This window comes from Streptomyces sp. NPDC057877, assembly GCF_042796855.1.
In the GTDB taxonomy this organism is placed as follows: Bacteria; Actinomycetota; Actinomycetes; order Streptomycetales; family Streptomycetaceae; genus Streptomyces.
In genome coordinates, this window is sequence record NZ_JBHVMS010000009.1 from 378,710 (window position 1) to 403,426 (window position 24,717).

The 24,717-nt window shown below is 73.6% G+C and carries 23 protein-coding genes and 1 pseudogene; 15 read left to right on the top strand and 9 right to left on the bottom strand.

Annotated features, from left to right (window positions below; genetic code table 11):
• Positions 1-44 precede the first annotated feature (44 nt).
• Together ACFVQG_RS28455 and ACFVQG_RS28460 are read left to right on the top strand one after the other, a co-directional pair.
• Positions 45-1,244 (top strand): glycoside hydrolase family 64 protein, encoded by a 1,200-nt coding sequence (locus ACFVQG_RS28455; protein ID WP_383388737.1) that lies wholly within the window; start codon positions 45-47, stop codon positions 1,242-1,244.
• 118 nt (positions 1,245-1,362) lie between these two features.
• Positions 1,363-2,166: an MHYT domain-containing protein gene (locus ACFVQG_RS28460; protein ID WP_383388740.1), complete on the top strand. Its 804-nt coding sequence runs from the start codon at positions 1,363-1,365 to the stop codon at positions 2,164-2,166.
• 37 nt (positions 2,167-2,203) lie between these two features.
• Here the strand turns inward: ACFVQG_RS28460 and ACFVQG_RS28465 are convergent, their stop codons facing one another.
• Entirely contained in the window at positions 2,204-3,754 is a 1,551-nt protein-coding gene (locus ACFVQG_RS28465) for a glycoside hydrolase family 32 protein (protein ID WP_383388742.1), read from the bottom strand.
• Positions 3,755-3,920: 166 nt separating this feature from the next.
• On the opposite strand from ACFVQG_RS28465, the gene ACFVQG_RS28470 reads away from it, so the two are divergent.
• The 4 genes from ACFVQG_RS28470 to ACFVQG_RS28485 are packed head-to-tail and all read left to right on the top strand — an operon-like array spanning position 3,921 to position 8,557.
• A complete protein-coding gene (locus tag ACFVQG_RS28470) occupies positions 3,921-5,330 on the top strand; it encodes an ABC transporter substrate-binding protein (RefSeq protein WP_383388745.1) in 1,410 nt (469 codons plus the stop codon).
• Positions 5,327-6,280: a carbohydrate ABC transporter permease gene (locus ACFVQG_RS28475; RefSeq protein ID WP_383388748.1), complete on the top strand. Its 954-nt coding sequence runs from the start codon at positions 5,327-5,329 to the stop codon at positions 6,278-6,280. Before ACFVQG_RS28470 ends, ACFVQG_RS28475 begins: the two co-directional genes overlap by 4 nt.
• 16 nt (positions 6,281-6,296) lie before the next feature.
• Positions 6,297-7,151 (top strand): carbohydrate ABC transporter permease, encoded by an 855-nt coding sequence (locus ACFVQG_RS28480; RefSeq protein WP_383388750.1) that lies wholly within the window; start codon positions 6,297-6,299, stop codon positions 7,149-7,151.
• Positions 7,148-8,557, top strand: a complete 1,410-nt coding sequence (locus ACFVQG_RS28485; protein WP_383388752.1) for a glycoside hydrolase family 32 protein — start codon at positions 7,148-7,150, stop codon at positions 8,555-8,557. Before ACFVQG_RS28480 ends, ACFVQG_RS28485 begins: the two co-directional genes overlap by 4 nt.
• On the opposite strand, the gene ACFVQG_RS28490 is transcribed toward ACFVQG_RS28485, so the two are convergent.
• The gene (locus tag ACFVQG_RS28490; RefSeq protein WP_383388855.1) at positions 8,520-9,584 is read right to left on the bottom strand and encodes a LacI family DNA-binding transcriptional regulator; all 1,065 of its coding nucleotides are present in this window, start codon (positions 9,582-9,584) and stop codon (positions 8,520-8,522) included. The genes ACFVQG_RS28485 and ACFVQG_RS28490 overlap by 38 nt on opposite strands.
• A gap of 128 nt (positions 9,585-9,712) precedes the next feature.
• Here ACFVQG_RS28490 and ACFVQG_RS28495 point away from each other — a divergent pair, with 128 nt between their 5' ends.
• On the top strand, positions 9,713-10,309 hold the full coding sequence (locus ACFVQG_RS28495) for a DNA polymerase ligase N-terminal domain-containing protein (protein ID WP_383388754.1): 597 nt from the start codon (positions 9,713-9,715) through the stop codon (positions 10,307-10,309).
• A gap of 13 nt (positions 10,310-10,322) precedes the next feature.
• Here the strand turns inward: ACFVQG_RS28495 and ACFVQG_RS28500 are convergent, their stop codons facing one another.
• The 3 genes and pseudogenes from ACFVQG_RS28500 to ACFVQG_RS28510 form a co-directional block, all read right to left on the bottom strand.
• Positions 10,323-10,688 carry an alpha/beta hydrolase family protein gene (locus tag ACFVQG_RS28500; RefSeq protein WP_383388756.1) on the bottom strand — a complete coding sequence of 122 codons (366 nt, stop codon included), beginning with the start codon at positions 10,686-10,688 and terminating at the stop codon, positions 10,323-10,325.
• A 91-nt stretch (positions 10,689-10,779) separates the two neighbouring features.
• Positions 10,780-11,355: pseudogene (locus ACFVQG_RS28505) on the bottom strand (alpha/beta hydrolase family protein); the annotation flags it as partial.
• 19 nt (positions 11,356-11,374) lie between these two features.
• Positions 11,375-12,478: a M20 family metallopeptidase gene (locus tag ACFVQG_RS28510; RefSeq protein WP_383388857.1), complete on the bottom strand. Its 1,104-nt coding sequence runs from the start codon at positions 12,476-12,478 to the stop codon at positions 11,375-11,377.
• Positions 12,479-12,627: 149 nt separating this feature from the next.
• Here ACFVQG_RS28510 and ACFVQG_RS28515 point away from each other — a divergent pair, with 149 nt between their 5' ends.
• The gene (locus tag ACFVQG_RS28515) at positions 12,628-13,509 is read left to right on the top strand and encodes a LysR family transcriptional regulator (RefSeq protein ID WP_383388758.1); all 882 of its coding nucleotides are present in this window, start codon (positions 12,628-12,630) and stop codon (positions 13,507-13,509) included.
• A gap of 7 nt (positions 13,510-13,516) precedes the next feature.
• On the opposite strand, the gene ACFVQG_RS28520 is transcribed toward ACFVQG_RS28515, so the two are convergent.
• Positions 13,517-13,900 carry a hypothetical protein gene (locus ACFVQG_RS28520; protein WP_383388760.1) on the bottom strand — a complete coding sequence of 128 codons (384 nt, stop codon included), beginning with the start codon at positions 13,898-13,900 and terminating at the stop codon, positions 13,517-13,519.
• Between the two features lie 345 nt (positions 13,901-14,245).
• Between ACFVQG_RS28520 and ACFVQG_RS28525 the strand changes: the two genes are divergently transcribed.
• A complete protein-coding gene (locus ACFVQG_RS28525; RefSeq protein WP_383388762.1) occupies positions 14,246-15,226 on the top strand; it encodes an SDR family NAD(P)-dependent oxidoreductase in 981 nt (326 codons plus the stop codon).
• A gap of 3 nt (positions 15,227-15,229) precedes the next feature.
• Here the strand turns inward: ACFVQG_RS28525 and ACFVQG_RS28530 are convergent, their stop codons facing one another.
• The 3 genes from ACFVQG_RS28530 to ACFVQG_RS28540 all read right to left on the bottom strand — a co-directional run bounded on the left by ACFVQG_RS28530 (position 15,230) and on the right by ACFVQG_RS28540 (position 17,940).
• Positions 15,230-15,736, bottom strand: coding sequence for a MarR family winged helix-turn-helix transcriptional regulator (locus tag ACFVQG_RS28530; RefSeq protein ID WP_383388764.1), 507 nt, complete (start codon positions 15,734-15,736; stop codon positions 15,230-15,232).
• Positions 15,737-15,811: 75 nt separating this feature from the next.
• Positions 15,812-16,852 carry a FecCD family ABC transporter permease gene (locus ACFVQG_RS28535; protein ID WP_383388766.1) on the bottom strand — a complete coding sequence of 347 codons (1,041 nt, stop codon included), beginning with the start codon at positions 16,850-16,852 and terminating at the stop codon, positions 15,812-15,814.
• An 8-nt stretch (positions 16,853-16,860) separates the two neighbouring features.
• A complete protein-coding gene (locus ACFVQG_RS28540) occupies positions 16,861-17,940 on the bottom strand; it encodes a FecCD family ABC transporter permease (RefSeq protein ID WP_383388767.1) in 1,080 nt (359 codons plus the stop codon).
• Between the two features lie 125 nt (positions 17,941-18,065).
• Between ACFVQG_RS28540 and fes the strand changes: the two genes are divergently transcribed.
• Genes fes through ACFVQG_RS28570 form a run of 6 tightly spaced genes read left to right on the top strand, consistent with a single transcriptional unit; the run spans position 18,066 to position 24,717 of the window.
• Positions 18,066-19,385: an enterochelin esterase gene (fes, locus tag ACFVQG_RS28545; protein ID WP_383388769.1), complete on the top strand. Its 1,320-nt coding sequence runs from the start codon at positions 18,066-18,068 to the stop codon at positions 19,383-19,385.
• 45 nt (positions 19,386-19,430) lie between these two features.
• Positions 19,431-20,402, top strand: a complete 972-nt coding sequence (locus ACFVQG_RS28550) for an ABC transporter substrate-binding protein (RefSeq protein WP_383388771.1) — start codon at positions 19,431-19,433, stop codon at positions 20,400-20,402.
• Positions 20,399-21,178 (top strand): 2,3-dihydro-2,3-dihydroxybenzoate dehydrogenase, encoded by a 780-nt coding sequence (locus tag ACFVQG_RS28555; protein ID WP_383388773.1) that lies wholly within the window; start codon positions 20,399-20,401, stop codon positions 21,176-21,178. Before ACFVQG_RS28550 ends, ACFVQG_RS28555 begins: the two co-directional genes overlap by 4 nt.
• Positions 21,179-21,227: 49 nt before the next feature.
• Positions 21,228-22,412 carry an isochorismate synthase gene (locus tag ACFVQG_RS28560; RefSeq protein WP_383388775.1) on the top strand — a complete coding sequence of 395 codons (1,185 nt, stop codon included), beginning with the start codon at positions 21,228-21,230 and terminating at the stop codon, positions 22,410-22,412.
• Positions 22,409-24,046 carry a (2,3-dihydroxybenzoyl)adenylate synthase gene (locus ACFVQG_RS28565; RefSeq protein WP_383388777.1) on the top strand — a complete coding sequence of 546 codons (1,638 nt, stop codon included), beginning with the start codon at positions 22,409-22,411 and terminating at the stop codon, positions 24,044-24,046. The genes ACFVQG_RS28560 and ACFVQG_RS28565 overlap by 4 nt, the downstream gene beginning before the upstream one ends.
• A gap of 26 nt (positions 24,047-24,072) precedes the next feature.
• Positions 24,073-24,717, top strand: coding sequence for an isochorismatase family protein (locus tag ACFVQG_RS28570; RefSeq protein WP_383388779.1), 645 nt, complete (start codon positions 24,073-24,075; stop codon positions 24,715-24,717).

Sequence of the window (24,717 nt, forward strand, 5' to 3'; positions counted from 1 at the left end):
CGGTCCGGCTTCCCCCCACGTACACCCGCACGGAGGTGCAGAGAGTGCTCGCACGCCTCAAACACCGCTTGTTGTCCATGGCCGCGGCAGCCACCCTGCTCGGCGCGGCCCTCACCCTCAGCACCGGACCCACCGCGCAGGCCGCGGTCCCGGACAGCATCCCGCTCCAGCTCACGAACAACTCCGGCCGCGGCGACGCGGTGCACGTCTACGTCCTCGGCACCTCCCTGACGACCGGTCAGCAGGGCTGGGCCGACGCCAACGGCACCTTCCACGCATGGCCCGCCGGTGGCAACCCACCCGTGCCCGCGCCCGACGCGGCCATCCCCGGCCCCACCGCCGGACAGTCGAAGACCATCCGCATCCCCAAACTGTCCGGCCGCATCTACTTCTCCTACGGCCAGAAGCTCGACTTCCGACTGGCCACCGGCGGTTTGGTCCAGCCCGCCGTGCAGAACCCGAGCGACCCCAACCGCAACATCCTCTTCCACTGGTCGGAGTACACCCTCAACGACTCCGGGCTGTGGCTCAACAGCACCCAGGTCGACATGTTCTCCGCGCCGTACTCGGTCGGCGTGCAGCGCGCCGACGGCAGCACGGCGAGCACCGGACGGCTCAGGGCGGGCGGCTACCGGGGCGTCCTCAACGCGCTGCGGGCCCAGCCGGGCGGCTGGTCCGGGCTCGTCCAGACCCGCCCCGACGGCACGGTGCTGCGCGCCCTCTCCCCCGCCTTCGGACTGGAGACCGGGGCGCTTCCGGCCAACGTCATGGACGACTACATCAACCGGGTCTGGCAGAAGTACGCCACGACCACCCTGACCGTCACCCCCTTCGGGGACCGGCCCGACGTCAAGTACTTCGGCCGGGTCTCGGGCGGCGTCATGAACTTCACCAACTCCTCCGGCGCGGTCGTCACCAGCTTCCAGAAGCCGGACGCCGCCAGCGTCTTCGGCTGCCACCGGCTCCTGGACGCCCCCAACGACCAGGTGCGCGGGCCCCTTTCCCGCACCCTGTGCGCGGGCTTCAACCGCACGACCCTGCTCACCAACCCCAACCAGCCGGACTCCTCGGCCGCGGGCTTCTACCAGGACCCCGTGACCAACCACTACGCCCGCGTCATCCATGAGCGGATGGCCGACGGCAAGGCGTACGCCTTCGCCTTCGACGACGTCGGCAACCACGAGTCCCTCGTCCACGACGGCAACCCCCGCCAGGCGTATCTCACCCTGGACCCGTTCGACTGAGCCCGAACTCCCAGGGGCCTGGCCACGGGCCCGGAACGCGCGGGGAAAACCCTTGCCTTACGCGTTCCGGGCCCGTAGACCTTGCTGGACGAAACCGGGCTCTGGGGGGAGTTCCCATATGGACGGCACGGTCGACGGTTTCCGCTACGGCGCGGTGACCCCGGTGGCGGCCTATCTGATGGCGTGTCTGGGAGGGGCCCTGGGACTGCGCTGCATCGTACGGTCGCTGCTGCACCAGCCGTCGTGGAAGGGCGGCTGGCTGGCGCTCGGCGCGGCGTCGATCGGGTGCGGCATCTGGACCATGCACTTCATCGCCATGACCGGGTTCGAGGTCCGTGAGACCTCGGTCCGCTACGACGTCCACCTCACGATCGCCAGCCTGGTCGTGGCGGTCCTCGTGGTCGGCGTCGGGGTGTTCGCGGTGGGGTACCTGGGGGCGGGCCGCCGGATGCTCGCCCTCGCGGGCACGGTCACCGGGCTCGGCGTCGCCGCCATGCACTATCTGGGCATGGCGGCGATGCGTCTGGACGGCGACATCCGGTTCGATCCGGCCGTCGTCGCGCTCTCCGTCGCCGTCGCGGTCCTCGCCGCGACCGCCGCGCTGTGGGCGGCGGTCACCATCCGCGGCTTCGTGGCCAGTCTGGGCGCCAGCCTGGTGATGGGGCTCGCGGTGTCCGGGATGCACTACACCGGGATGGCCGCCGTCAGTGTCCACCTGCACGAGGTCACCGGTGGGTCCTGGTCCGGTGACTCACCGACCTCGCTGCTGCTGCCGATGCTGCTGGGGCCGCTGGTGTTCCTGCTGCTCGCCGGAGTGGTGGTGATGTTCGATCCGCTGCTGGTCATGGGCGGCGACTGGGACCGTACGGCTCCGGCCTCGCGACAGCCGCGGGCCCGGGCCGCGCAGCGACCACGCCGGTAGCCGACCGGCCCGCGACGCGGCGCTGTCACCCCTGGCCTCACACGGTGAACTCGCGGATCACCGTGTTCCGGAAGACCGCCGTGCCGTCGATGGTGAACAGGGCCAGGCCGGTGTCGATGAGGTAGGGGAACACCAGCGCGGAGTGCGTGTAGCGGCCGTCGTCGACGAACATCTCCACGGAGGTGCGGTCGACGAGGATCCGCAGCCGGACCCGGCGGGCGGCGGGGTCGAAGGGGCTGCGGCTCTCCTGCCAGCGGCCGGAGCGGTCGGGGTTGACGGCGCCGCCGCGGTTGACGAAGGCGTAGTCGCGGTGGACACCGGCGTCGATGTGCCGGGTGCCGTCGCCGGAGCGGCGCAACTGGACGCCCGCGCCGGTGAGCTGGTCCCAGGTGATCTCGGTGCTGATCTCGTAGGCGGTACCCGTGTAGGGCAGCAGGCGGTGGCCGTCGACCGTCAGGTCCCCGAGGCGCACGGTGCGGGAGACGTACCGGTCGAGGGCCGCGACCGGCACGGAGGCCAGGTAGTAGGCGCCGGAGGAGGTCCGGCGCAGGGTGATCTCGCGGACGATCGAGTCGGTGCCGTTGAAGCCGTCGGTGTCGATGGTGGGGGTGGTGCTCGCGTAGTCCCAGTTGTTGAGCCAGCCGATGCCGTACCGGGCGCGCGGGTCGGTCGTACCGTCGGCGCGGCGCTTGTCGAAGGTCACCGCGCCGTACCAGTCCCAGCCGTGGTCGAGCCACTGCGGGTCGGCCGTGTCCGGCGTGAACGTCGTGCCGTCGAAGCCGCCGGTCCAGTACGCGTAGGTGTGGGGCAGTCCGGACCCCTTGCCGTTGGCGCTCACCCCCAGCACCCACCTGCGGGTGCCGTCCCCGGCGGTGAGGGCGAACAGGTCGGGGCACTCCAGGACGCCGAGGCCGGAGTGGACGAAACCCCCGGCGTAGGTCCATGACTTGAGGTCCGGGGAGTGGTAGAAGCCGACCTTGTCGTTCTCGGCGAGCGCCATCACCCACCGGCCGCGCTCCTCGTCGCGGATCACCTTGGGGTCGCGGAAGTCGCGGACGCCGGGGTTGGGCAGCACCGGGTCGGTGCCGTGGTGGGTGAAGGTGCGACCGCCGTCGGTGGAGTAGTACAGGTACTGGGCCTGGCTGTGGGCGCCCTCGACGGGCTCCATGGTGGCCAGCACGACGACCGCGCCCGCGCCGAACCCGGCCGTGTCCTCGGTGTCCACCACCGCCGAACCCGACCAGACGTCACCGTTGGGGGTGGTGTCCTTGGGCACGGCGACGCCGCGGTCCGTGAAGGCGACCAGATCGGTGCTGGCCGCCAGCCGCCAGGCGGTGCCCGCGGTGGTGCCGCCGCTGAAGTAGTCCGGGTTGTAGAGGTAGTAGTAGCGGTATTCGCCGTCGATCCAGACCGGGCGCTGTGGGTCGTTCTTCCACTGGTCGGGGACGGTGAAGTGGTACGTGGCGCGGTACCGCGCGCAGGCGGCGGCCGTGCGCTCCCTCCCGGCCGCGGGCGTCGCGGGCAGCAGTCCGGTGGCGGAACCGGCCGCGGCGCCCGCGAGAAGCGCCCTTCTGGAGACCTCGGGCATCACACATCGTTCCTCTCGTCGCGTCGGAGAACGGCGGCTCGTGTGGTGCAGGACTCTGGGACCTAACTCGTTAAAGGTCAAGGGTTCGCGCGCCTTGACAGTCGACTGGCGCGCTTCCCATCATCTGGGGCATCAGTCCTCGTCTAACACGAGTTAGGCCCGTCAGATGACCGACTCGCACCACACCCGCCGCGCGCTGCTGCGGTACGGCGCCTACGGGGCGGGAGCCGCCGCCCTGGCGGGCACCGCCGCGAGCTGGGACCGGCTCACCGGAGCCGACGTCCCCGGCCGCGACGACGGCTCCCTCGTCGTCGCCACCCTCGGCCCCGCCTACGGCCCAAAAGCCGTCCGCACCCTCACCGAGGGCTTCGCCAGGGAGCACCCCGACATCAAGCTGCGGATCAACGCCGTCCAGGCCGTCGACTGGTCGGACTTCTTCGCGAAGATCCTCACCCAGATCGCCGCGGGCACCGCGCCGGACCTCGTCTATGTCGCCACCGAGGGCGTGCAGCTGTTCACCCGGCGGCTCGGCGTGCCGCTGGACCGCTGGGTCCGGCGGGACGCGGCCGAGCTGCGCGAGTACTTCGCCGACGTCCACCCCTCGCTGGTGGAGTCGATGATGTACGAGGGCAGCCTCTACCAGCTCCCGGTGGAGTTCAACGCGGCCGACATCTACCTCAACCGGGAGGTGCTCGCGCGGGCGGGCGCCGACTTCCCCGCCGCCGACTGGAACCGGGACGACTTCACCGCGCTGCTGCGCCGGATGAAGCGGTCCTCCGGCTCCCGCTTCACGCCCTACTTCTGGACCAACCGGCTGTGGGGCGGCGTGGTGCCCTGGCTGTTCGCGAACGGCACCAACCTGCTCGCCGAGTCCAAGGCCCCCGGCGGCGCCTGGCTGTGGGACGCCTTCTACCCGGCGTCCCAGCGGCGGGGGCGCGGCGGCGGTTTCCGCTGGACCACCCCGCAGGCCACGCACGCCCGCGCCGAGGAGACCTACGACTATCTGGCCTCCCTCATCCAGGAGGGCCTGTGCACCCGCCCCGAGGGCGGCAACGGCCAGAACCTCGTCGGTGTGTTCTCCACCGGCCGGGTCGGGGTGACCCCCGCGGGCGGCTTCTGGGCGGGCGGCCTCCAACTGGCGGGCATGCCGCCCACCGGCTACGACGTGCAGTACTTCCCGCGCTGGCGCACCCAGCGCCACCAGTTCGGCGCCGCCGGGTACGCGCTGCTGCGCACCTCCAGGCGGCAGGACGAGGCCTGGGAGTTCATCAAGTACGCCGCCCGCCGGGACACCCTGACCCGGCTGTTCACCACCAACCAGACCACCCCGGCGCGCCGCTCGATGCTCACCGCCGACCGCTACCGGGGAAGCGGCCCGGCCCACTGGCGGGTCTTCTACGACACCCTCGACGAGTTCCCCGACACCGGGCCGATCCCGGCGCCGCCGCAGGTGGCCGAGGTCGAGCAGGTGCTGCTGAAGCACACCGGCACCGCCCTGGCCTCGCCGCGCTCGGTGCGGCCCGCGCTGCGCCGGATGCAGGACGACCTGGAGCGGGCCATGGAGCGTGAGATATGACGGACACGCAGCTTCCCGCCGCGCGGCCGGAGTCGGTCGCCGCACCCCCGGCCATGGCCCGGCCCGCCCGCGCCGGTGGCCGTGGCACGCGGCTGCTGGCCGCGCTGTTCCTGGCGCCGACCGTCGTCGGCATCGTCGTCTTCACGGTCGTACCGATCGTCGGTTCACTGGCACTGAGCCTCTTCCACTGGAACGTGATCGACTCACCGCGGTTCGCCGGTGCCGCCAACTACCGTGAGATGGCGTCCGATTCGACCGTCCTGGTGTCGTTCCGCAACACCCTGGTGTTCATGGTGCTCGCGGTCGCGCTGCAACTGCTGATCGCGCTGGTGCTGGCGCTCGCGGTGAACGGGCGGATGCCCCTCTGGCTGCGCTCGGTCTTCCGTTCGGCGTTCTTCTTCCCGCTGGTGCTGTCCGCCGCGTCCGTCTCGGTGGTGATGAAGTACCTGTTCAACCAGGACTTCGGGGTGGTGAACTGGCTGATCGGGCTGCTGGGGTTCGGTCCGGTGCCCTGGCTGACCTCGGAGAACGGGGCGATGGCCACGGTGATCCTGGTCTATGTCTGGCAGCAGTTCGGCTTCTCGTTCCTGCTGTTCGTGGGCGGCCTGAACAACATTCCCAGGGAGGTCCACGAGGCCGCCGCCCTCGACGGCGCCACCGGGGTGCGCAAGCACCTGCACGTCACGCTCCCACTGCTGTCGCCGACGCTGCTGGTCGCCTCCGTGGTCGGGGTGATCAACGCGCTCCAGGTCTTCGAGCAGCCGTACGTCCTCACCGACGGCGGTCCCGGCGACGCCACCCGCACGGTCGTGATGGTCATCTACGAGACCGCGTTCGAGCAGCTCCGCTTCGGTACGGCGTCCGCGGTGGGCGTGCTGCTGTTCGTACTGATCACGGCGGTCACCGCCCTCCAGTTCCGGCTCAGCCGGCGTTTCGTCCACTACCAGTGAGCCGGGTGAGTTCCCCATGAGCCAAGCGACCCTGACCACCGGCCGGGCCCGGCACCGCCTCGCGCCCTGGGCGCGCGTCGCCGGTCTGACCGGCTGCGCCCTGCTGACCCTGGGACCGGTGGCGTGGACGGTCTCCACCTCCCTGCGCACCCCGGCCGAGTCCTTCGACCTGCCGCCGCGGATCATCCCCACCAGCCCCACCGCCGAGGCCTACCGGGGGGTCTTCGACCAGCTCGACGTCTGGCTGCTGGCCCTGAACTCCACGCTGGTGACCGCGCTGATCGCGGTCGGCCAGATGGTCACCGCGGGGCTGGCCGGGTACGCCTTCGCCCGCCTGGAGTTCCGGTTCAAAAAGCCGCTGTTCGCCCTCGTCCTGGCGACGATGATGGTGCCGTTGCAGGTCACCATCGTGCCGGTGTTCCTGGTGCTGAAGTCGATGGGGCTGACCGACACCCTGCTCGGGCTGATCATCCCGGCCTTCCCGACCGCGTTCGGCACCTTCCTGATGCGCCAGTACTTCCTGGGCATGCCCAAGGACCTGGGCGAGGCGGCGATGCTGGACGGCGCCGGGCCGTGGCGGATCTTCCGGTCCGTGTACGCGCCGCTGGCCGCGCCCGGACTCGCGATCGTCGGTGTGCTCGCCTTCAACTACCACTGGAACGAGTTCTTCCGCCCGCTGATCCTGGAGACCTCAGCGCAGAACTACACCCTGCCGCTGGGGCTGGTCTCCCTTCAGGGCAACCTCGGCACCGGCTCCATCTCGGTGGTGCTCGCGGGTGTCGTGCTGTCGATGCTTCCCGCCGTCGCCGTGTTCGTCGTCGGCCAGCGTCCTCTCCGTGAGGGCATCACCTCCGCCGGAGTCAACCGTTGAGCCTCGCCGCCCCGCCCCGTGACCCGCACGCCCCGCGCTTCCGGGTCCGTCCGCCCGCCCACTGGATCAACGACCCCAACGGCCCGTTCCGCTGGCGTGGCCGCTACCACCTCTTCTACCAGCACAATCCCGCGGCACCGGTGCACACCGACATGCACTGGGGCCATGTCTCCAGCCCGGACCTGGCCCGCTGGGAGCACCATCCCGTCGCGCTCACCCCGACCCCGGGCGGCCCCGACGAGGCGGGCTGCTGGTCGGGCTGCACGGTCGACGACGCCGGGGTGCCGACCGCCGTCTACACCGGCATCGACCGTCACCACACCGGGATCGGCACCATCTGCCTGGCCAGGGCGGCCGACCCGGACGACGCCGCGCTCACCGAGTGGCGGACGCTGCCCGTGCCGGTGGTGAGCGGCCCGCCGCCGGGACTGGACGTGGTGATGTTCCGCGACCCGTTCGTCTTCCGGCACGCGGGGCGGCGCTGGGCGCTGGTCGGCGCGGGGCATGCCGACGGCACCCCGTCGGTGCTGCTCTACGACTGCGACGACCTCACCGACTGGCGGTTCGCCGGGGTGCTCGCCGACGGCCACGATCCGGTGGCGTTGGCCGCGTTCGGGGACGGCGCGGTCGGCTGGGAGTGCCCGCAGATGTGGGCGACGGACGACGGGACGTGGGTGCTGGTGGTGTCGCTGTGGGACGGCGACCCGTGTGCCACCGGGTATCTGACGGGCCGTCTGGAGCCCTCCGGTACGGCGGGGCTGCGGTTCTCCGCGAGCACCGGCGGCACGCTCGACCACGGCCGCGACTTCTACGCGCCCGCCGTCCTGCGGGAACCGGGCCGGACCCTGATGTGGGCCTGGTCGTGGGAGGCGCGCGGGCAGACCGAGGCCGAGCGGGCGGGCTGGGCCGGGGTCCTCACCGCGCCCCGCGCCGTCGACGTCCACCCGGACGGCTCCCTGCGCGTCACCCCGGCCCCGGAGCTGGAACTGCTGCGCGCCCCGGCGCCGTTCATCACCGCGCCCGGCACTCCCGTACCCCTCCCCCAGGCCTACGACCTGACCGTCACCGCCCGCGAGCGGACCACCGTACGCCTGCTGCGCTCCGCCACGGGCGCCGAGCTGACCGTCCGCCTGGACCCGGCCGACGGCACGCTCACCCTGGACCGCGGCGACTGGCCGAGGCGGACGGCCGAGGAGTCCGGCCCGGTGGTGGCAAGCGTGCCGCCCGGCACGGAGCTGGACCTGCGCGTCCTGGTCGACGGTTCGCTCTACGAACTGTTCGCCGGGGACCGCGCGACGGTCACGGAGCGGGTCTACCGGCGCCCGGACGACGTGCCGGAGCTGGTGGTGACGGGCGGTGGAGCGGCCGTCACGGGGTGGGAGCTGGTCCCACCGACGCCCGGCTGACGACCTGGCAGGCCACTCGGCGCACGGTGGCGGGCGGCGTGCGCCCGGTGTCGATGGCGTCGAGCAGCAGCCGGGCGGCGGCCTCCCCCATCGCCCGGTGCGGCAGCGCGACGGTGGTGAGCGGCGGGGTGAGGAAGGCGGCCATGTGCTCCTGGTCGTCGTAGCCGACCAGTGAGAGGTCGCCGGGTACGGCGAGGCCGAGCCGGGTCGCGGCGTGCAGGACGCCCGCCGCGACCCGGTCGTTGTAGGCGAAGACACCGGTGGGGCGCCGTTCGGCGGGCACGCCGTCGAACAGCCGCAGCGCGCCCTCGTACCCGCCGGAGATCTCGCCCCCGGTGCGCACGACCCACTCCTTGGGGACGGTGACGCCCTCCGCCCGCAGCGCGTCCCGGAAGCCGCGCAGGCGTTCCACCGAGGCGATGTCGTCCAGGCCGCCGACGAGGGCGACCCTGCGGTGCCCCTGGTCGAGCAAGAGGCGGGCGGCGGTGCGGCCCCCGGCGCGTTCGGCGGGGACGACGGCGGGCAGGGAGGCGTCCTCGGGCAGACAGTTGGCGAGTACGGAGTGGGTGCGGTGCAGTCCCTCGGGGACCCGGACGCGGCGCAGGGACATGGCCGCGTAGATGATGCCGTCCACGCGCCGGTCGAGGAGTTCGGCGACGGCGGCGTCCTCCTTGGCCGGGTCGCCGCCGGAGTCCACGGTCAGCACCAGGTGGTCGCTGCTCCAGGCGGTCTCCATGGCGCCGCGCAGCAGCCGTCCCGCGAACGGCGAGGACGCGATCTCGTCGGTGACCAGGCCGATCACCGCCGTACGACGGCTGCGCAGGCCGCGGGCGAGAGGGTCGGGCCGGTAGCCGAGCTGGGCTGCGGCCTGCCGGATGCGTTCCTGGGTGGCGGGTGAGAGGTTGCCCTCGGCCCGGCCGTTGAACACGAAGGACACGGCGGTGTGCGACACCCCGGCCAGCCGCGCGACGTCCCGTGACGTGGGACGCCCGCCGCCCGTGGTCCGCCTGTCCTCGGCGCTGTCCATGCCGCCCGCCGCCCTCACCCCGCCCGTCCGGTTGATCACGGCCAGCCTATCCGTGACCGGGTGCCGTGGGTGCGGCGGTGGTCGGGGTACCCGGGGGTGGGACGTATGCCGTACGGAAGGAGCCGGAGGTGGGTGACGGCGACCGGCTGCGGGAGTACCGCGGCAAACGGGACTTCGGGCGGACCCGTGAGCCCGAGGGACAGCCAGGAGACGCCGGGGAGCGGCCCCGGTTCGTGGTGCAGATCCATGACGCGAGCACCCTGCACTTCGACTTCCGGCTCCAGGTGGACGACGTACTGAAGTCCTGGTCGGTGCCGAAGGGCCCGTCGGCGGATCCGCACGACAAGCGGCTGGCCCTGCCGACGGAGGACCATCCGCTGGCCTACGAGGAGTTCGAGGGTGTCATCCCGCGCGGTGAGTACGGCGGCGGCACGGTGATCGTCTGGGACCGGGGCACGTACGAGCCGCTCAGCCACGACCGGCGGGGCCGTCCGGTCGACTTCGCCGAGTCGCTGGAGCGCGGGCACGCCACGTTCCGGCTGTCCGGGTCCAAGCTGCGCGGCGAGTACGCGCTCACCCGCTTCCGCGGCCAGGACGACGACGCCTGGCTGCTGGTGAAGGCGGGACGGGCACGGGAGGGGGGCGGCACCCCGGATCCGCGCCGGGCCCGGTCGGTGCGCAGTGGGCGTACGCTCGCGCAGGTCGCGGAGGAGGAGTCGGCCTGAGTCCAGCCCCGCCTCAGCGCAGGTGCCGGTCGAAGAAGTCGAGGCTGGTCTCCATCGAGTCGGGCCAGCGCGCGGAGAAGGTGTGGCCCTCGCCGGGGTACCTCACCAGCCGTACGTCCTTGCCCGCGTCCTTGAACGCCGCCGCCGTCTCCTCCGACCAGCGCGGCGGGCAGGTGTCGTCGGCGGTGCCGTGCAGGATCAGCAGGGGCTCGGTGACGCGGTCGACGTAGGTTCTCGGCGCGGCCTCCCGCCAGAACCGCGGGTTCTGGCCGGGACTGCCGTGCTCGGCCTCGATCTCCGCGGCCACGGGGTCGCCCTCGCGGCGCTGGAAGTGCTCGAAGTTGTCCGCGGGGAGCGAGCTGACCGGCGCGAACACCACCGCCGCGTCGACCAGCCCGGGGGGCCACGACCAGCGTGTTGTAGACGACCCCGCCGCCCATCGACCGGCCCAGCAGGCCGATCCGTTCGTCGTCGATCGCCGGGCGGGTGGCGGAGCGCAGGGCGTGGACGGCGGCGATGACGTCCTCGGTGTAGCCGAGGCGCAGATCGACGTCGTTGTCGGGGTCGTCGTCGGAGCCCGCGTGGTTGCGGTAGTCGGTGTGCAGGACGACGTAGCCGCGCCGGGCGAGCAGGTCCTGCTCGCGGGCCAGACCGCGGCCGGTGGTGTAGACGGCCGGGTCGATGTAGCCGTGCGCGAGCACCAGCGCGGGGAACGGTCCCCTGCCCTCGGGGACGTTCATGATGCCGGAGATGGTCAGTCCGTTCGCGCGGTAGGTGACGGCGTACTGGGTGTAGGCGTCGGTGCGGGCGCGTACGGCGCCGAGGCGCAGGCCGGAGCCGCGGTGCTCGCGGGCGATGAGGCCGGGGAGGGAGACCGGGTCGGCGGCGGTGGGCGGGGCGCTGGGGGGCGGGCTGGGGGTGGCGGGCCGCTCGGTGCGGGTCGGTGAAGGGGTGGCCGGGTCCTCGCCGTCGTCGCCGTCGGTGCAGCCGACGGCCGCCGCCAGCACCAGTCCGACGGTGGCCCAGGTTCTGCCGCGCGGCCGCATGGCGTCAGTATCGACGAGTTCACCGGGGCCCACCACAGGGTCGGCCGTCGGCGACCGCCGTGACGAGCCGGGCGAGCAGGCGGGCTCTCGGCACCATCCACGCGGTGTCGACGTGCTCGGTGTCCGCGTGGGCGCCGCCGCCGACCGCGCCCAGGCCGTCGAGGGTCGGGCAGCCAGCCGTCGCGGTGTAGTTGCCGTCCGAGGCTCCGCCGACGGCGATCCCGCGCGGGGGCCGCTGTCCCAGGTCGGTGGCGGTCCGGCAGGCGAGGGCGAACAGGTCGGCGGAGGCCTCCGGTTCCATGGGCGGGCGTTGTCGGCCGCCGAGCACCTCCAGGCGGGCGCCGGGTGTCCGCGCGGTGAGGCCCCGGACCAGCTCGTCGACGCGGTCCTGTGCCGCCCCGGTCGGGGCGCGCACGTCCACGGAGAGCCGGGCGAGCGCGGGGACCGTGTTGCGTGCGGTGCCCGCGGACAGGAGCGTGGGCGTGACGGTGGCGCCGTCGGCGGCCGTCAACGCCCCGATGCCGACGAGGGACATCACCTGGTGGGCGGCCTCCACGGCGGCGTTGACCCCCTGGTGCGGCTCCAGTCCCGCGTGCGCGGCCCGGCCGTGTACGACGATCTCGTACCGTGAGGTGCCCTTGCGGGCGGTCTTGAGCGCGCCGTGCCCGTCCGCCGCCGCTTCCAGCACGAAGGCGGCCCCGCACGCCCGGGCCGCGTCCTCGATCAGTTGCCGGGAGGTCGGGGAGCCCACCTCCTCGTCCCCGGTGACCAGGACGCACACGCCGTCCAGGGACGGCAGCGAGGCCAGCGCGTGGAACATCTGGACCAGCCCCGCCTTCATGTCCAGGACCCCCGGCCCCCGGGCGATCCCGTCGGCCACCGACCAGGGGTGGGTGCGCAGCGAGCCCGACGGCCACACGGTGTCGTGGTGTCCCACGAGCAGCACGCGCGGGGTTCCCGCGCTCCACCGCAGATGGGTCACCCCGTCGACCACGATCACCTCGGGCCGGGCGCCCAGCAGTCGCGCCCCGAGCGCGGCCACGACCTCGGCGCTGCGGGCCACCGCCGCGTGGTCGGCCGAGAAGGACTCGCAGCGGACGAGTTCCTCCAGATCGGACAGCATCTCGCGCAACGACACGCTTCCCCCTCGCACCCCGTGAGAGCCACTGGTGCGACCGTAGAAGCGGGCGAGGCATGCCACCAGCGACTGCTTCGCATGGCATCCATGACGCTCGGGAATGGGTACCGCCAAGGGGATCCCAGGGAGTGGCGGTGTTCGACTTGGACGCGCTCCGGCTGCTCGTGGCCGTGGCCGAGACCGGCTCGTTCACAAGAGCGGCGGACCGGCTCAACTACACGCAGTCCGCGGTGTCCCGGCGCATCGCCACCCTCGAACAGCGGGCGGGCGGACCGCTGTTCGTCCGGCTCCCGCGCGGCGTACGGCTCAGTCCCGCCGGGCGGACCCTGCACCGGCACGCGCTGGAGGTCCTCGACCGGCTGGCGCGGGCACAGCGGGAACTGGCGGTGCTGCACGCCGGGCGGGGCGGGCTGCTGCACGTGGGGGCCTTCGCCACCGCCAACATCTCGCTGCTGCCGTCCGCCCTGCGGGCGCTCCAGCACGCCGAGCCGCGGGTGGAGGTGGTCGCGGTCGAGGGGCCGACCGGCACGCTCGTGCGGCGCGTCGCGGACGGGGCGCTCGACCTCGCCGTGATCAGCGACTACCCGTCCGGCCTGCCCTCCGCGGACGGGATCACGACGACCGTCCTGTGCGAGGACGAACTCCTCGTAGCCCTCCCGCGCGGGCACCGCCTCGCCGGAACCGACCCCGTCGACCTGGCCGAACTGCGCGACGAGGCCTGGCTCCAGAGCGCCTACGGCGACCGGGCCACCCTCCTCGCCGACGCCTGCGCGCGGGCGGGCTTCACCCCCCGGAAGGTCATCCGGATCGCGGAGTGGACCGGCAAGTTCGGCTATGTCGCCGCGGGTCTGGGGGTGGCGCTGGTCCCCTCACTGGCCGCCCGCGCGGTCCCCGCCGAACTCGTCCTGCGGCACCTCACCGACCCGGCCCTGCGCCGCACCCTTCATGTGGCGCTTCCCGCCACGCCCCTGCCCGCCGCGCTGCGGCTGAGGGACCTGCTGCGCGACGCCGTGTGAGGGCCCGTCAGCGGCAGCCCCGGACGAGGTGGGCGACGACGGCCGCGGCCTGTTCCGGGTGCTCCTCCAGCCAGGCGCCGAGGTGTTCGCGGACGGCTCCCTCGACGCAGGCCCGCACCTCGGCGCCGCCCAGTCTGCCGCGGGTGGCGCCGAGGAACTCGGGGTGGTCCAGCCGCACGGACACGACCGCGGTGAGGCCCTCGGTGATCCGGTCGGCGTCGAGACCGGGGTCCGCCGGGGTGAGCGACCGCCGCCCGCGCGCGTACGCGTTGACCGCGGCGGTCAGACCGTCGTGGAAACCCGCCACGTGGGTGCCGCCCTCGGGTGTGGGCGCGCTGTCGGCGAAGCTGACGAGCCTGTCACCTGGGCGGTCGTGCCACCGTAGGGCCACCGCTCATGGATCCCCTCCGAAGTTCCCGTCAGAGCCTCGGTCAGGTCATGCGGATTCCCGTAGAACACCAGGTCAATTGGCATGCGACGGAGGCGTGAGCTGGCCGCTGGGCCACTGCCGGGAGGCGGCTGACCCGGTGGCGCGAAGTGCCCCCGGAGGACGGTCGAGGGCCCGTCGAAGCCGCGTACGGGCCCGTTTCCGGGCCTGTGACGGTCACCGATCCAGGGCGCACGGGCGGACACCCCACTTGCCAAGCGGAACACTGTTCCATATCTTGGAAGCGTAAGCGGAGCGCCGTTCCGTTTCCCTGGGCGGCTCCGCTCTCGACCCGAGAGGACAGCTCGTATGACGCACGCACAGCACCCCGTCGGATCCGGTTTCACCCCCGCGTCCACGGCCGAAGAGGTCGTCGCCGGGCTCGATCTGACCGGCCGGAACGTCATCGTGACGGGCGGTCATGCCGGAATCGGTCGCGAGGTCACCCGTGCGCTGGTCAAGGCCGGTGCGTCGGTGACCGTGGGGTCGCGGGACCCGGACCGGGCCGGGGCGGGGCTGGCCGGGATCGGGGGCGTCGGGGTGAGTCGGCTGGACCTGAGCGACCCGGCGTCGATCGACGCCTTCACCGACCGCTGGCTCGCCTCCGACCGGCCGCTGCACATCCTGGTCAACTGCGTCGGCGTACCGGCCCCCGGCACGCGCGAACGGGACGCCCGGGGCTACGAGGTGCAGTTCGCGACCAACCACCTCGGCCACTTCCAGCTCACCCTCGGCCTACTGCCCGCGCTGCGCGCCGCCCACGGCTCCCGCGTGGTCAACGTGACCTCCGGAGCCCACCGGTTCGGCGCCATCCGGTGGGACGACCCGCACTTCGACAGCGGGTACGACCCCGGGACGGCCTACGCGCAGTCCAAGCTCGCCAATGTGCTGTTCACCGTCGAACTGGACCGGCGCTGGGCCGGGGACGGGATCCGTGGCTACGCCGTGCACCCCGGAGTGGTGGTCGGTACGGCGCTGAACAGCGCCGCGGGCGCGGAGGGCCTGCGGGCGATGGGGCTGATCGACGAGGCCGGACGGCCGGTCATCGACCCCGAGCGCGGGAAGAAGACCCCGCGGCAGGGCGCGAGCACCATCGTGTTCGCGGCGACCAGCCCGCTGCTGGCCGACATCGGCGGTGTCTACCTCAAGGACAACGACATCTCGCCGGTCGACGACGAGCCCAGGCCCCTGACCGCGGACAGCGTCCCGGCCGAGGTGGCGTCGCACGCCCTCGACCCGCGATCGGCCCAGCGGCTCTGGGAGTTGAGCGAGCGGCTGCTCAAGGGCTGAGCCCTACGCCGGGACCTGCTGTTCGGCCTCCTCGTCGGCGGCGTACGCCACGAAGTCGTCGACCATCCGGTGGAAGGGGGCGGCCAGTTGGCGCAGTTCCCCGGGCTTCCAGTCCGCCAGCGCCAGCCGCATGCCCTGGGCGGCGACCTCCCGGATGCGGCTGATGGCCTGCCGCCCCTCGGTGGTCAGTTCGATGCGCTGGGCGCGGCGGTCGTCCGGGTCGGGTACGCGCCTGACGTACCCGGCCTGGTGCAACTGCTGCACCGTACGAGTGGCGTGGGAGGCCTCCACGCCCAGCCGGTGGGCCAGTTCCCCGGGCCGCAGGGGCTCGGTGTCGGCGATCTGGCGCAGCAGTGCCACCGCGGCGCGGTCCAGGGGGACGCCCGCCAGTGCCATCAGCCGGTCGTGCTGCCGGGCGCGGGTGCCCAGGTAGGCGATGCGGCTGAGGGCTCGCTCGATCTCGGCCACTTCCGGGGAAGCGGGGTCGGCCGGGGGCGGCGGAGTGGGCATGTGGGCGCTTTCACCATGTCATTGCCTAACGCAACTATGTGGCGTCGCCGGTCGGGCCCCCGCCACCCCGCGCGCTCAGACCCGTCCCGCCCTGCGCTCCCCCCGCAGCAGCCACGCGAGATACGCCCCTCCCGCCACGCCCGTGACCACCCCGACCGGCAGGATCGCCGAGCCGGTGACGCGCTGGGTGGCCAGGTCGGCGGCGGACACCAGGAGGGCGCCCGTCCAGGCGGCGGGCAGGACGTTCGGCCCGGGGGCGCGGGTGAGGCGGCGGGCGAGTTGCGGGGCGGCCATGGCGACGAACGGGAGGGGACCGGCCGCGGCGACGGCGAGCGCGGTCAGCCCGGTGCCCGCGCCGAGCAGCACCAGTCGGCTGCGCTCGGGCGGCACACCGAGCGCGGCGGCGGTGTCGTCGCCCATCTCGAGCAGGGCCAACCGCCTTGTGCACGCCAGCACGACCGGGGCGAGGAGCACCAGTCCGAGCGCGGCCACGCGCACGTCGGTCCAGTCGCGGGCGTTGAGCGAGCCGATCATCCAGGCCGCGGCCTGCGCCGCCTTGCCGATGTCGGCGCGCACGTACAGGAAGCTGGTCGCGGAGCCCAGGACGGCGGAGGCGCCGATGCCGACGAGGACCAGCCGGTAGCCGTGCACCCCGCGCTGCCAGGCCAGCAGGTACACGGCGGCGGCGGTCGCGAAGCCGCCGCACACCGCGCCGAGCGCCGTCTGCGGTGCCCCGGCGTCGAAGAGGATGATCGCCACCAGTGCGCCCGCCGACGCCCCGTTGCCGAACCCGGTGATGTCCGGGCTGCCCAGCGGATTGCGGGTCAGCGACTGGAAGACCGCGCCCGCCATGCCCATCCCGAAGCCGACCAGGACCGCCACCAGGGCGCGCGGCAGCCGCAGGTCGAGCACGATGAAGTCGGCGCCGGGCGGGCCGCTCCCGGCGAGGGTGCGCACGACCTCGGCCGGGGAGAGCTGGTAGCTGCCGGTGCCGAGGGCGAGGACGGCCGTGGCGGCGGTGAGCGCGGCGATCAGGGCGCAGACCAGCAGGGTGCGCGGGTCGTAGCGCAGTGAGTAGCGGCCGGTGCGGAGCACGGGGGTCCGTTCGGTCAGCACGGGAGTGATCACAGCTGGGCCGCCTTCCGCCGCCGTACCAGGTGGATGAAGAGGAGCCCGCCGACGAAGGCGGTGACCGTGCCGACCTCGATCTCCGAGGGCGGTACGAGGACGCGGCCGACGACGTCGGAGACGAGCAGGAGTACGGGCGCGTACAGGGCGCAGCAGGGCAGCAGCCAGCGTGGGTCGGGGCCGCAGAAGGCGCGGGCGGCGTGCGGGATCATCAGGCCGAGGAAGCCGATCGGGCCGCACAGCGCGGTCGCGCCGCCGCACAGCAGGGTGATGGCGAGGACGGCGAGGATCCGGGTGCGCCGTACGTGGGTGCCGAGGGCGCGGGCATGGTCCTCGCCGAGGGCCAGCGCGCCGAGCGGCCGGGCCAGCGCGAGGGCGAGCAGGGCCCCGGCGGTCAGCAGGGGCGCCACGGTGAGCAGCAGGTCGGCGTCGCGTTTGGCGAGGGTGCCGACCGACCAGTGGCGCATCTCGTCGAGCGTGTCGAGGTTCCCCAGCTGGAGGCCGTTGACGTAGCCGAACAGGGCGGCGTTGACGGCGGTTCCGGCCAGCGCGAGCCGGACGGGGGTGGCGTGCCGGGCGCCGCCGAGGGCGTGCACGGCGGTGGCGGCGAGGGCGGCGCCGACGAGGGCGAACCAGAGGTAGCCGGTGAACGAGGTGATGCCGAGGACGCTGATCGCGGTGACGACGGCGGCGGACGCTCCCGCGTTCACGCCGAGCAGTCCGGGGTCGGCGAGCGGATTGCGGGTCAGGACCTGCATGACGGCGCCGCCGAGGCCGATCGCGGCGCCGACGGCGATGCCGATCAGGGTGCGCGGCAGCCGCAACTCCCGCACGATCGCGTCGTGTTCGGTGCCGGACGGGGACAGCAGCGCGGACCACACCTGACCCAGCGGGATGTGCTGGGTGCCGACCGCCAGGGAGAGGGCGGTGGCCGCCGCCAGGAGGGCGACGCCGAGCAGGAGTCCGGCCGTGCGCGGGGATCTCCTGGCGTGGGTTCGCGGGAGGTCGGGGGCCTTGTCCGGTGCCTTGCCGGGGAGCCGGTTACCGGCCGGTAGGGAACTCGTTCCGATCAACATGTGCTTAGCTTAGGCTAACCTAACCAAAGGTGTTGACGATCCTGTCGACACCGAGTGGTCGCATGCCCAACACGCCTTCGGCCTGCCCGAATTCACCGGATCGGCGGCGACGAGAAGGGGGAGAGATGTCAGTCCTCGAGTCCGTGGACACCCACCACGACACCCGGCCCCGGCGCATCACCGGGCCGCGCCTGGCCCGTCTGGTGGACCGGCTGGCGGTCGCGGACGCCACGGGGCGCGCCGCCCTGACGGCCGAGTTCTGGAGCGAGGCGGAGCGCCTGGGCACCCCGCTGGTCGAGGAGCTGGAGTCGGAGCCCGGCCATCGGGCCGTCACCTTCCTGTGGCGCGGTCACCGGGCCACCCGCCAGGTGCTGCTGTGCGCCAATCGCGTCGGTGACCGCGAACGGCTGGCCGGTTCGCTGCTGGAGCATGTGCCCGGCACCGACATCTGGCACCTGGGGCTGCGGCTGCGCGCCGACCACCGCGGCACCTACCGGATGGCCGCCGACATCTCCCCCAAGGAACCGCCCACCGACCCGGGCCCGCTCCAGCAGCGGCTGCGGTCGCTGTCCGCGCACGCCGCGGCGGACCCGCTGAACAGGCGGATGGTGCCGACCCGTTGGCGGTCGGCGGCCAGTTCGCTGTTCGAGCTGCCCGGGGCGCCCGCCCAGCCGTGGGCCGGGCGACGCGGCCGGGTGCCGGGCGGCACGGTCCAGTCGTTCCGGGTGGCCACCGCCGCGCTCGGCGGGGAACGCCGCACCTGGGTCTACCTGCCGCCGGGACACCGGCCGGACGACGGCGCGTCCCCGCTGCCCGTCCTGGTGCTGTGCGACGGCGACATGTGGTTCGGGCGGCTCGGGTTCGGTGACACGCTGGACGCGCTGATCGCCGACGGCGCGCTGCCGCCGCTGGCGGTGCTGGCGCCGGACGCCGTGGACCGGCACACCCGCTGGCGCGAACTCGGCGGCCGGGACGCCTTCGTGGTGTTCCTCGCGGACGAACTGCTGCCCTGGGCGGCAGCACGCTGGCCCCTGTCCGCCGACCCCCGGCGGACCGTGGTGGCGGGGCAGAGCCTCGGCGCCGTGACCGCGCTGTACTCGGCGCTGCTGCGGCCCGACCGGTTCGGCACCGTCCTCGCCCAGTCGCCGTCCCTGTGGTGGCGGCCCGGTCTGCCGCCCCGGCACGGGCCCGTACCGACGGTTCTCGGCGCCCCCTGGCTCGTCGAGCGCTACCGCACGGCACCGTCGGGTCCGCTACGGCTCCACCTGGACGTCGGCCTGCACGAGGGGCCCATGGTCCAGCAGACCCGGCTGCTGTACGACACCCTGCGCGCGAACGGCCACCAGGTCACCCACGACACCTACAACGGCGGCCATGACCACGCCTGTTGGCACGGCGCCCTCGCCGAGGGTCTGGTGCGGCTGCTGGGCAGCCGAGCGGCCTGATCACCTCCTCCCCTTCCCCCATTTCTCTCCAAGGAGCCTGAGTACATGTCCTCTGCACGGATCTCCCGTCGCGCGGTCCTCGCGTCCGCCGCGGCCGTCGTATCGGGAGCCCTGGTCCTCACGGGCTGCGGCGGCGACGGCGGCAGTACCGGGGCCCAGGCGTCGGACACCCGGCGGATCACCGACGCCACGGGCCGCACGGTGGAGGTACCGGCCACCCCGCACAAGGTCGTCGCGCTGAGCGAGCCCACGCTGGACGCCGCGCTCGCCCTCGGCGTCGAGCCGGTCGGCACCACCGCGGGCCGCGGCCAGCGGGGCGTGTCCACCTACCTCGCCGACGAGGCGGCCGGGGCGCAGGTGATCGCGACCGTCGCCGAGGCCGACATGGAGAAGCTGGCCGCGCTGCGGCCTGATCTGATCCTGCTGGACGAGACCACCGCCGTGAAGAACGAGGTCGCCAAGCTGGAGTCGATCGCGCCGACCGTGGTGACCGCCAAGCTCAACGAGGACTGGAAGAAGGCGTTCACCGCCACCGCCGACGCGCTCAACAAGAGGGCCGAGGGCGACAGGTGGCTCGACGGCTTCGAGGCGGACGTCGCCGCCACCGAGAAGGGCCTCGGCGCCAACGCGGGCGCCGTGGTCAGCGTCGTGCGCTGGCAGAACGGGGCGCCGTCCGTGGTCGGCCGGGGCGTGAACCACGTGGGCTCCACGCTGACCGAGCTGGGCCTGGACCGGCCCGAGGACCAGCGGGGCGTGGGCACCGGGCACAGTGAGCCGGTCAGCCTGGAGAAGCTGTCCACGATCGACGGCGACTGGCTGTTCTTCGGGGTCCTCGGCACCCTCGCGGACGGCGAGAAGGCGTACGGCGAGGCGCGGCAGGTCGCCAACTTCGCCCGGCTCTCGGCCGAGCGGGACGGGCATGTCGTCGTGATCGAGGGCTCGGCGTGGAACAGCGCGGGCGGTCCGCTGGCCGCGCGGATCGTGCTGGACGACCTGACCAAGGCGCTCGCCTCGTGACCGGCGAACTCGCCGGTCGTCTCGCCCTGGTGACCGGGGCGGGCCGGGGCATCGGCGCCGCGGTGGTCACCGCCCTCGTCGAGCGGGGCGCCCGGGTCCTCGCCACCGACCTGGACGGGGCGGCCGTGGCCGAGCTGGCCGGTGCACACGTCACCGCCCGTCCCCTCGACGTCACCGACCCCGCCGCCGTGGAAGCCGCCGTCGAGGACGCCGAACGCACCCTCGGCCCGCTGGACATCGCCGTCAACGTGGCCGGGGTGCTGCGCGGCACGCATGTCGTGGACCTCTCCGACGAGGACTGGGCGGCCTCGTTCGCCGTCAACGCGAGCGGCGTCCTGCACGTCTCCCGCAGCGCCGCCCGCCGGATGGCCGAGCGCGGCCACGGCAGCATCGTCACCGTCGCCTCCAACGCGGCCGGTGTGCCCCGCGCGGGCATGGCCGCCTACGCCGCGTCCAAGGCCGCCGCCGTGATGTTCACCAAGTGCCTCGGCCTGGAGGTGGCCGCCAGCGGCGTCCGCTGCAACACCGTCTGCCCCGGCTCGACCCTCACCGACATGCAGCGCGCGATGTGGGCGGCGTCCGGCGCCGACGACGCCACCGCGGCCCGACTCATCATCGAGGGCGACCCGGCGACCCACCGCACGGGCATCCCGCTGGGCCGCATCGCCGACCCCGCCGACATCGCCGAGGCCGTCGCCTTCCTGGCGTCGGACCGCGCCCGGCACATCACCCTGCACGACCTGTACGTCGACGGGGGCGCCACCCTCCGGGCCTGACCGGCTCTCCCCCCGCTCCCCCCTCGTGCGTCCCCTTCAGGAGACACCCATGTCCACGTCCCTGTACGAAGCCACCACACCCGAGTTGGTCTCCCCCGGCGCGGCGACCGCCCTGCTGGACGCCTACCGGCCCGCCACGGACCGCTTCCTCGCCTCGCCCCGGCACACCCTGCTGGGCCATGGCACCGCCGCCGGGATATCCCGGCCCGCCCAGGTGCGGGACGCCCTCGCCGCACTGCGCCGCCCGGACGCGGCGACGCCGCTGGTGATGGGCTGTCTGCCGTTCGCGCCGGACGCCCCGGCCGCGCTGGCGGTCCCGGAGACGGTCCGCTGGGCACCGCCGCTGCGGGAGGACCCGCTGGTGGCGCTGCCCGTCCCGCACTCCGGGCCGACGCGCCACGACTGGCGGGTGCGCGAGGTGCCCGCGCCCGCGGAGTACGGGGCCGCGGTCGCCGCCGCCGTGGCGCGGATGCGGGCCGGGGACTTCGACAAGGTCGTCCTCGCCCGCACCCTGGAGCTGACCTGCCCGACCGAGCCCGACCTGCCCGCGATGCTGCGCCGCCTGGCCCGCCGCGACCGCGCCGGGTACACCTTCGCCCTGCCCAGCGGGCCGGGCCGCACCCTGGTCGGTGCCAGCCCCGAACTCCTCGTCGCCCGGCACGGGGGCCGTCTCACCGCCAACCCGCTCGCCGGGTCCGCGCCGCGCAGCGCCGACCTGGCCGAGGACGTGCGGCGGGCGGTGGCGCTGCTGGAGTCCGAGAAGGACCTGCACGAGCACGCCGTCGTCGTGGCCGCCGTACGCGAGGCGCTGGCGCCGTACTGCGACCGCCTGGCGGTGCCGGAGCGGCCGACGCTGGTGCGGACCGCCGCGCTGTGGCACCTGTCGACCACCGTCACCGGCGACCTCGCCGACCCCGAGGTGACCGCGCTGGACCTGGCGTCCGCGCTGCACCCCACCCCGGCCGTGTGCGGCACGCCGACCGAGGTGGCGCGGGAGGTCATCGCCGCCTCCGAGCCGTTCGACCGGGGCCCCTACACCGGGATGGTCGGCTGGCAGGACGCCGACGGGGACGGCGAGTGGGTGGTCACCATCCGCTGCGCCGAGGCCGAGGGGCGTTCGCTGCGGCTGTTCGCGGGCGCCGGGGTGGTGGCCGCCTCGTCGCCGGAGGCGGAGACCGCGGAGACCGCCGCCAAGTTCCGCACGTTCCTGCACGCGGTGGGGGCCGAGCTGTGAGCGGCGCCGTTCTGACGCCCGGCACCGACGCGCCCACCTGGCCGCCGGAGTGCGCCGAGCGGTACCGCGCGGCCGGGTACTGGCGCGGTGAGACCCTCGGCGGTCTCCTCCGCGACCGCGCCGCCGCGCACCCCGACCGGACCGCCCTCGTCGACCCGGCGCCGGTCCGCCGCAGTTGGACGTACCGGGAACTGGACGAGCGTGCCGACCGGCTGGCCGCGGGGTTCACGGCGCGCGGGATCGGCCGGGGCGACCGGGTGGTGGTGCAGTTGCCGAACGTGGGCGAGTTCGTCGAGGTGTGCTTCGCGCTGTACCGCGTCGGCGCGCTGCCGGTGTTCGCGCTGCCCGCGCACCGCGAGACGGAGATCGCCCACTTCTGCGCCTTCACCGAGGCGGTGGCGTACGTCGTCCCGGACCGGCACGCGGGCTTCGACCACCGGGAACTGGCGAGCCGGATGCGGGAGCGGACGCCGAGCCTGCGGCACGTCTTCGTCGTCGGCGAGCCGGGCGAACACACGCCCCTGGCCGAGGTGGCGGCCGAGCCGTCGGGGCCGCTGCCCGGGCCGCGCCCGCACGAGCTGGCCTTCCTCCAGCTCTCGGGCGGCACGACGGGCGTGTCCAAGCTGATCCCGCGCACCCACGACGACTACGTGTACTCGCTGCGCGGCTCCAACGAGATCTGCGGTGTCCACGCGGACACCCGCTTCCTGGTGGTGCTGCCCGCCGCGCACAACTTCCCCATGAGTTCGCCGGGCTGGCTCGGGGTGCTCCACGCCGGTGGTACGGCGGTGCTGTGCCCGAACCCCGACCCGGAGACCGCGTTCGCGCTGGTCGAACGGGAGGCGATCACCATGACGGGGCTGGTGCCGCCGCTGGCCCTGCTGTGGACCGAGGCGGCCCCGGCGAGCGAGTGCGACCTGTCGAGCCTGGAGCTGGTGCTGGTCGGCGGCGCCAAGTACAGCGAGGCCGCGGCGCGCAGGCTGGAACCGGCGCTCGGCTGCCGTCTGACGCAGGTCTTCGGCATGGCGGAGGGCCTGGTCAACTACACCCGCCTGGACGACGACCCGGAGACGGTGGTGACCACCCAGGGCCGCCCCCTCTCCCCCGCCGACGAGATCCGGATCGTCGACGACAGCGGGGCCGAGGTCCCCGACGGCGACTTCGGGCACCTGCTGACCCGTGGCCCGTACACCATCCGCGGCTACTGGCGGGCGCCCGAGCACAACAGCCGGGCGTTCACGGAGGACGGCTTCTACCGCACCGGCGACATCGTGCGCCGCACCCCGACCGGGCATCTGGTCGTCGAGGGGCGCGCCAAGGACCAGATCAACCGGGGCGGCGAGAAGATCGCGCCGGAGGAGGTCGAGAACATCGTCCTCGCCCATCCCGCCGTGCACGACGTGTCGGTGGTCGCGGTGCCCGACGAGTACCTCGGCGAACGCTCCCTGGCCTACGTCGTCCTCCGGCCCGGCGCCGGACCACTGCGGCCCGTCGACGTCAAGCGGTTCGTCCGCGAGCGCGGCATCGCCGCCTACAAGGTCCCCGACCTCGTCGAGTTCGTCGACGCCTTCCCGCGGACCGGCGTCGGCAAGGTCAGCAAGCAGCGGCTGCGCGCCACCCCCACGACCTCCTGACCAGCCCTCCGAAAGGCCCCCGCCCCATGGCACTCCCCGCGATAGCCGCCTATCCGCTGCCCACCGCGGCCGAACTCCCCGCCAACCGCGTCCACTGGACCGTGGACCCGGCGCGCGCCGTGCTGCTCGTACACGACCTGCAACAGCACTTCCTCGCCCCCTTCCCGGCCGGTGAACAGCCGTTGGCCGGTCTGCTCGACAACACCGCCCGGCTGCTCGCCCGGAGCCGCGCGCTCGGCGTGCCGGTCGTGTACTCCACCCAGCGCGGCGGCCAGACGCTCGAGGAGCGCGGGCTCCAGCTCGACTTCTGGGGCCCGGGCGCCGCCGACGACCCGGAGGCGCTGGCCGTGCCGGGCGCCGTCGCCCCCGTGCCCGGCGACACCGTGCTCACCAAGTGGAAGTACAGCGCCTTCGTCCGCACCGAACTGGAGGGGCTGCTGCGCGAGAGGGGCCGCGACCAACTGGTGGTCGTCGGTGTGTACGCGCACATCGGGGTGCTGATGAGCGCCTGTGACGCGTGGATGCGGGACATCCAGGCGTTCGTGGTCGCCGACGCCGTCGCCGACTTCTCCCGGGCGGACCACGACATGGCGCTGCGCTGGGCCGCCGGGCGCTGCGCGGTCGTGACCGCCGCCGACGCCGTGTTCGCCCCCGTGTCCAAGGAGGTCTGA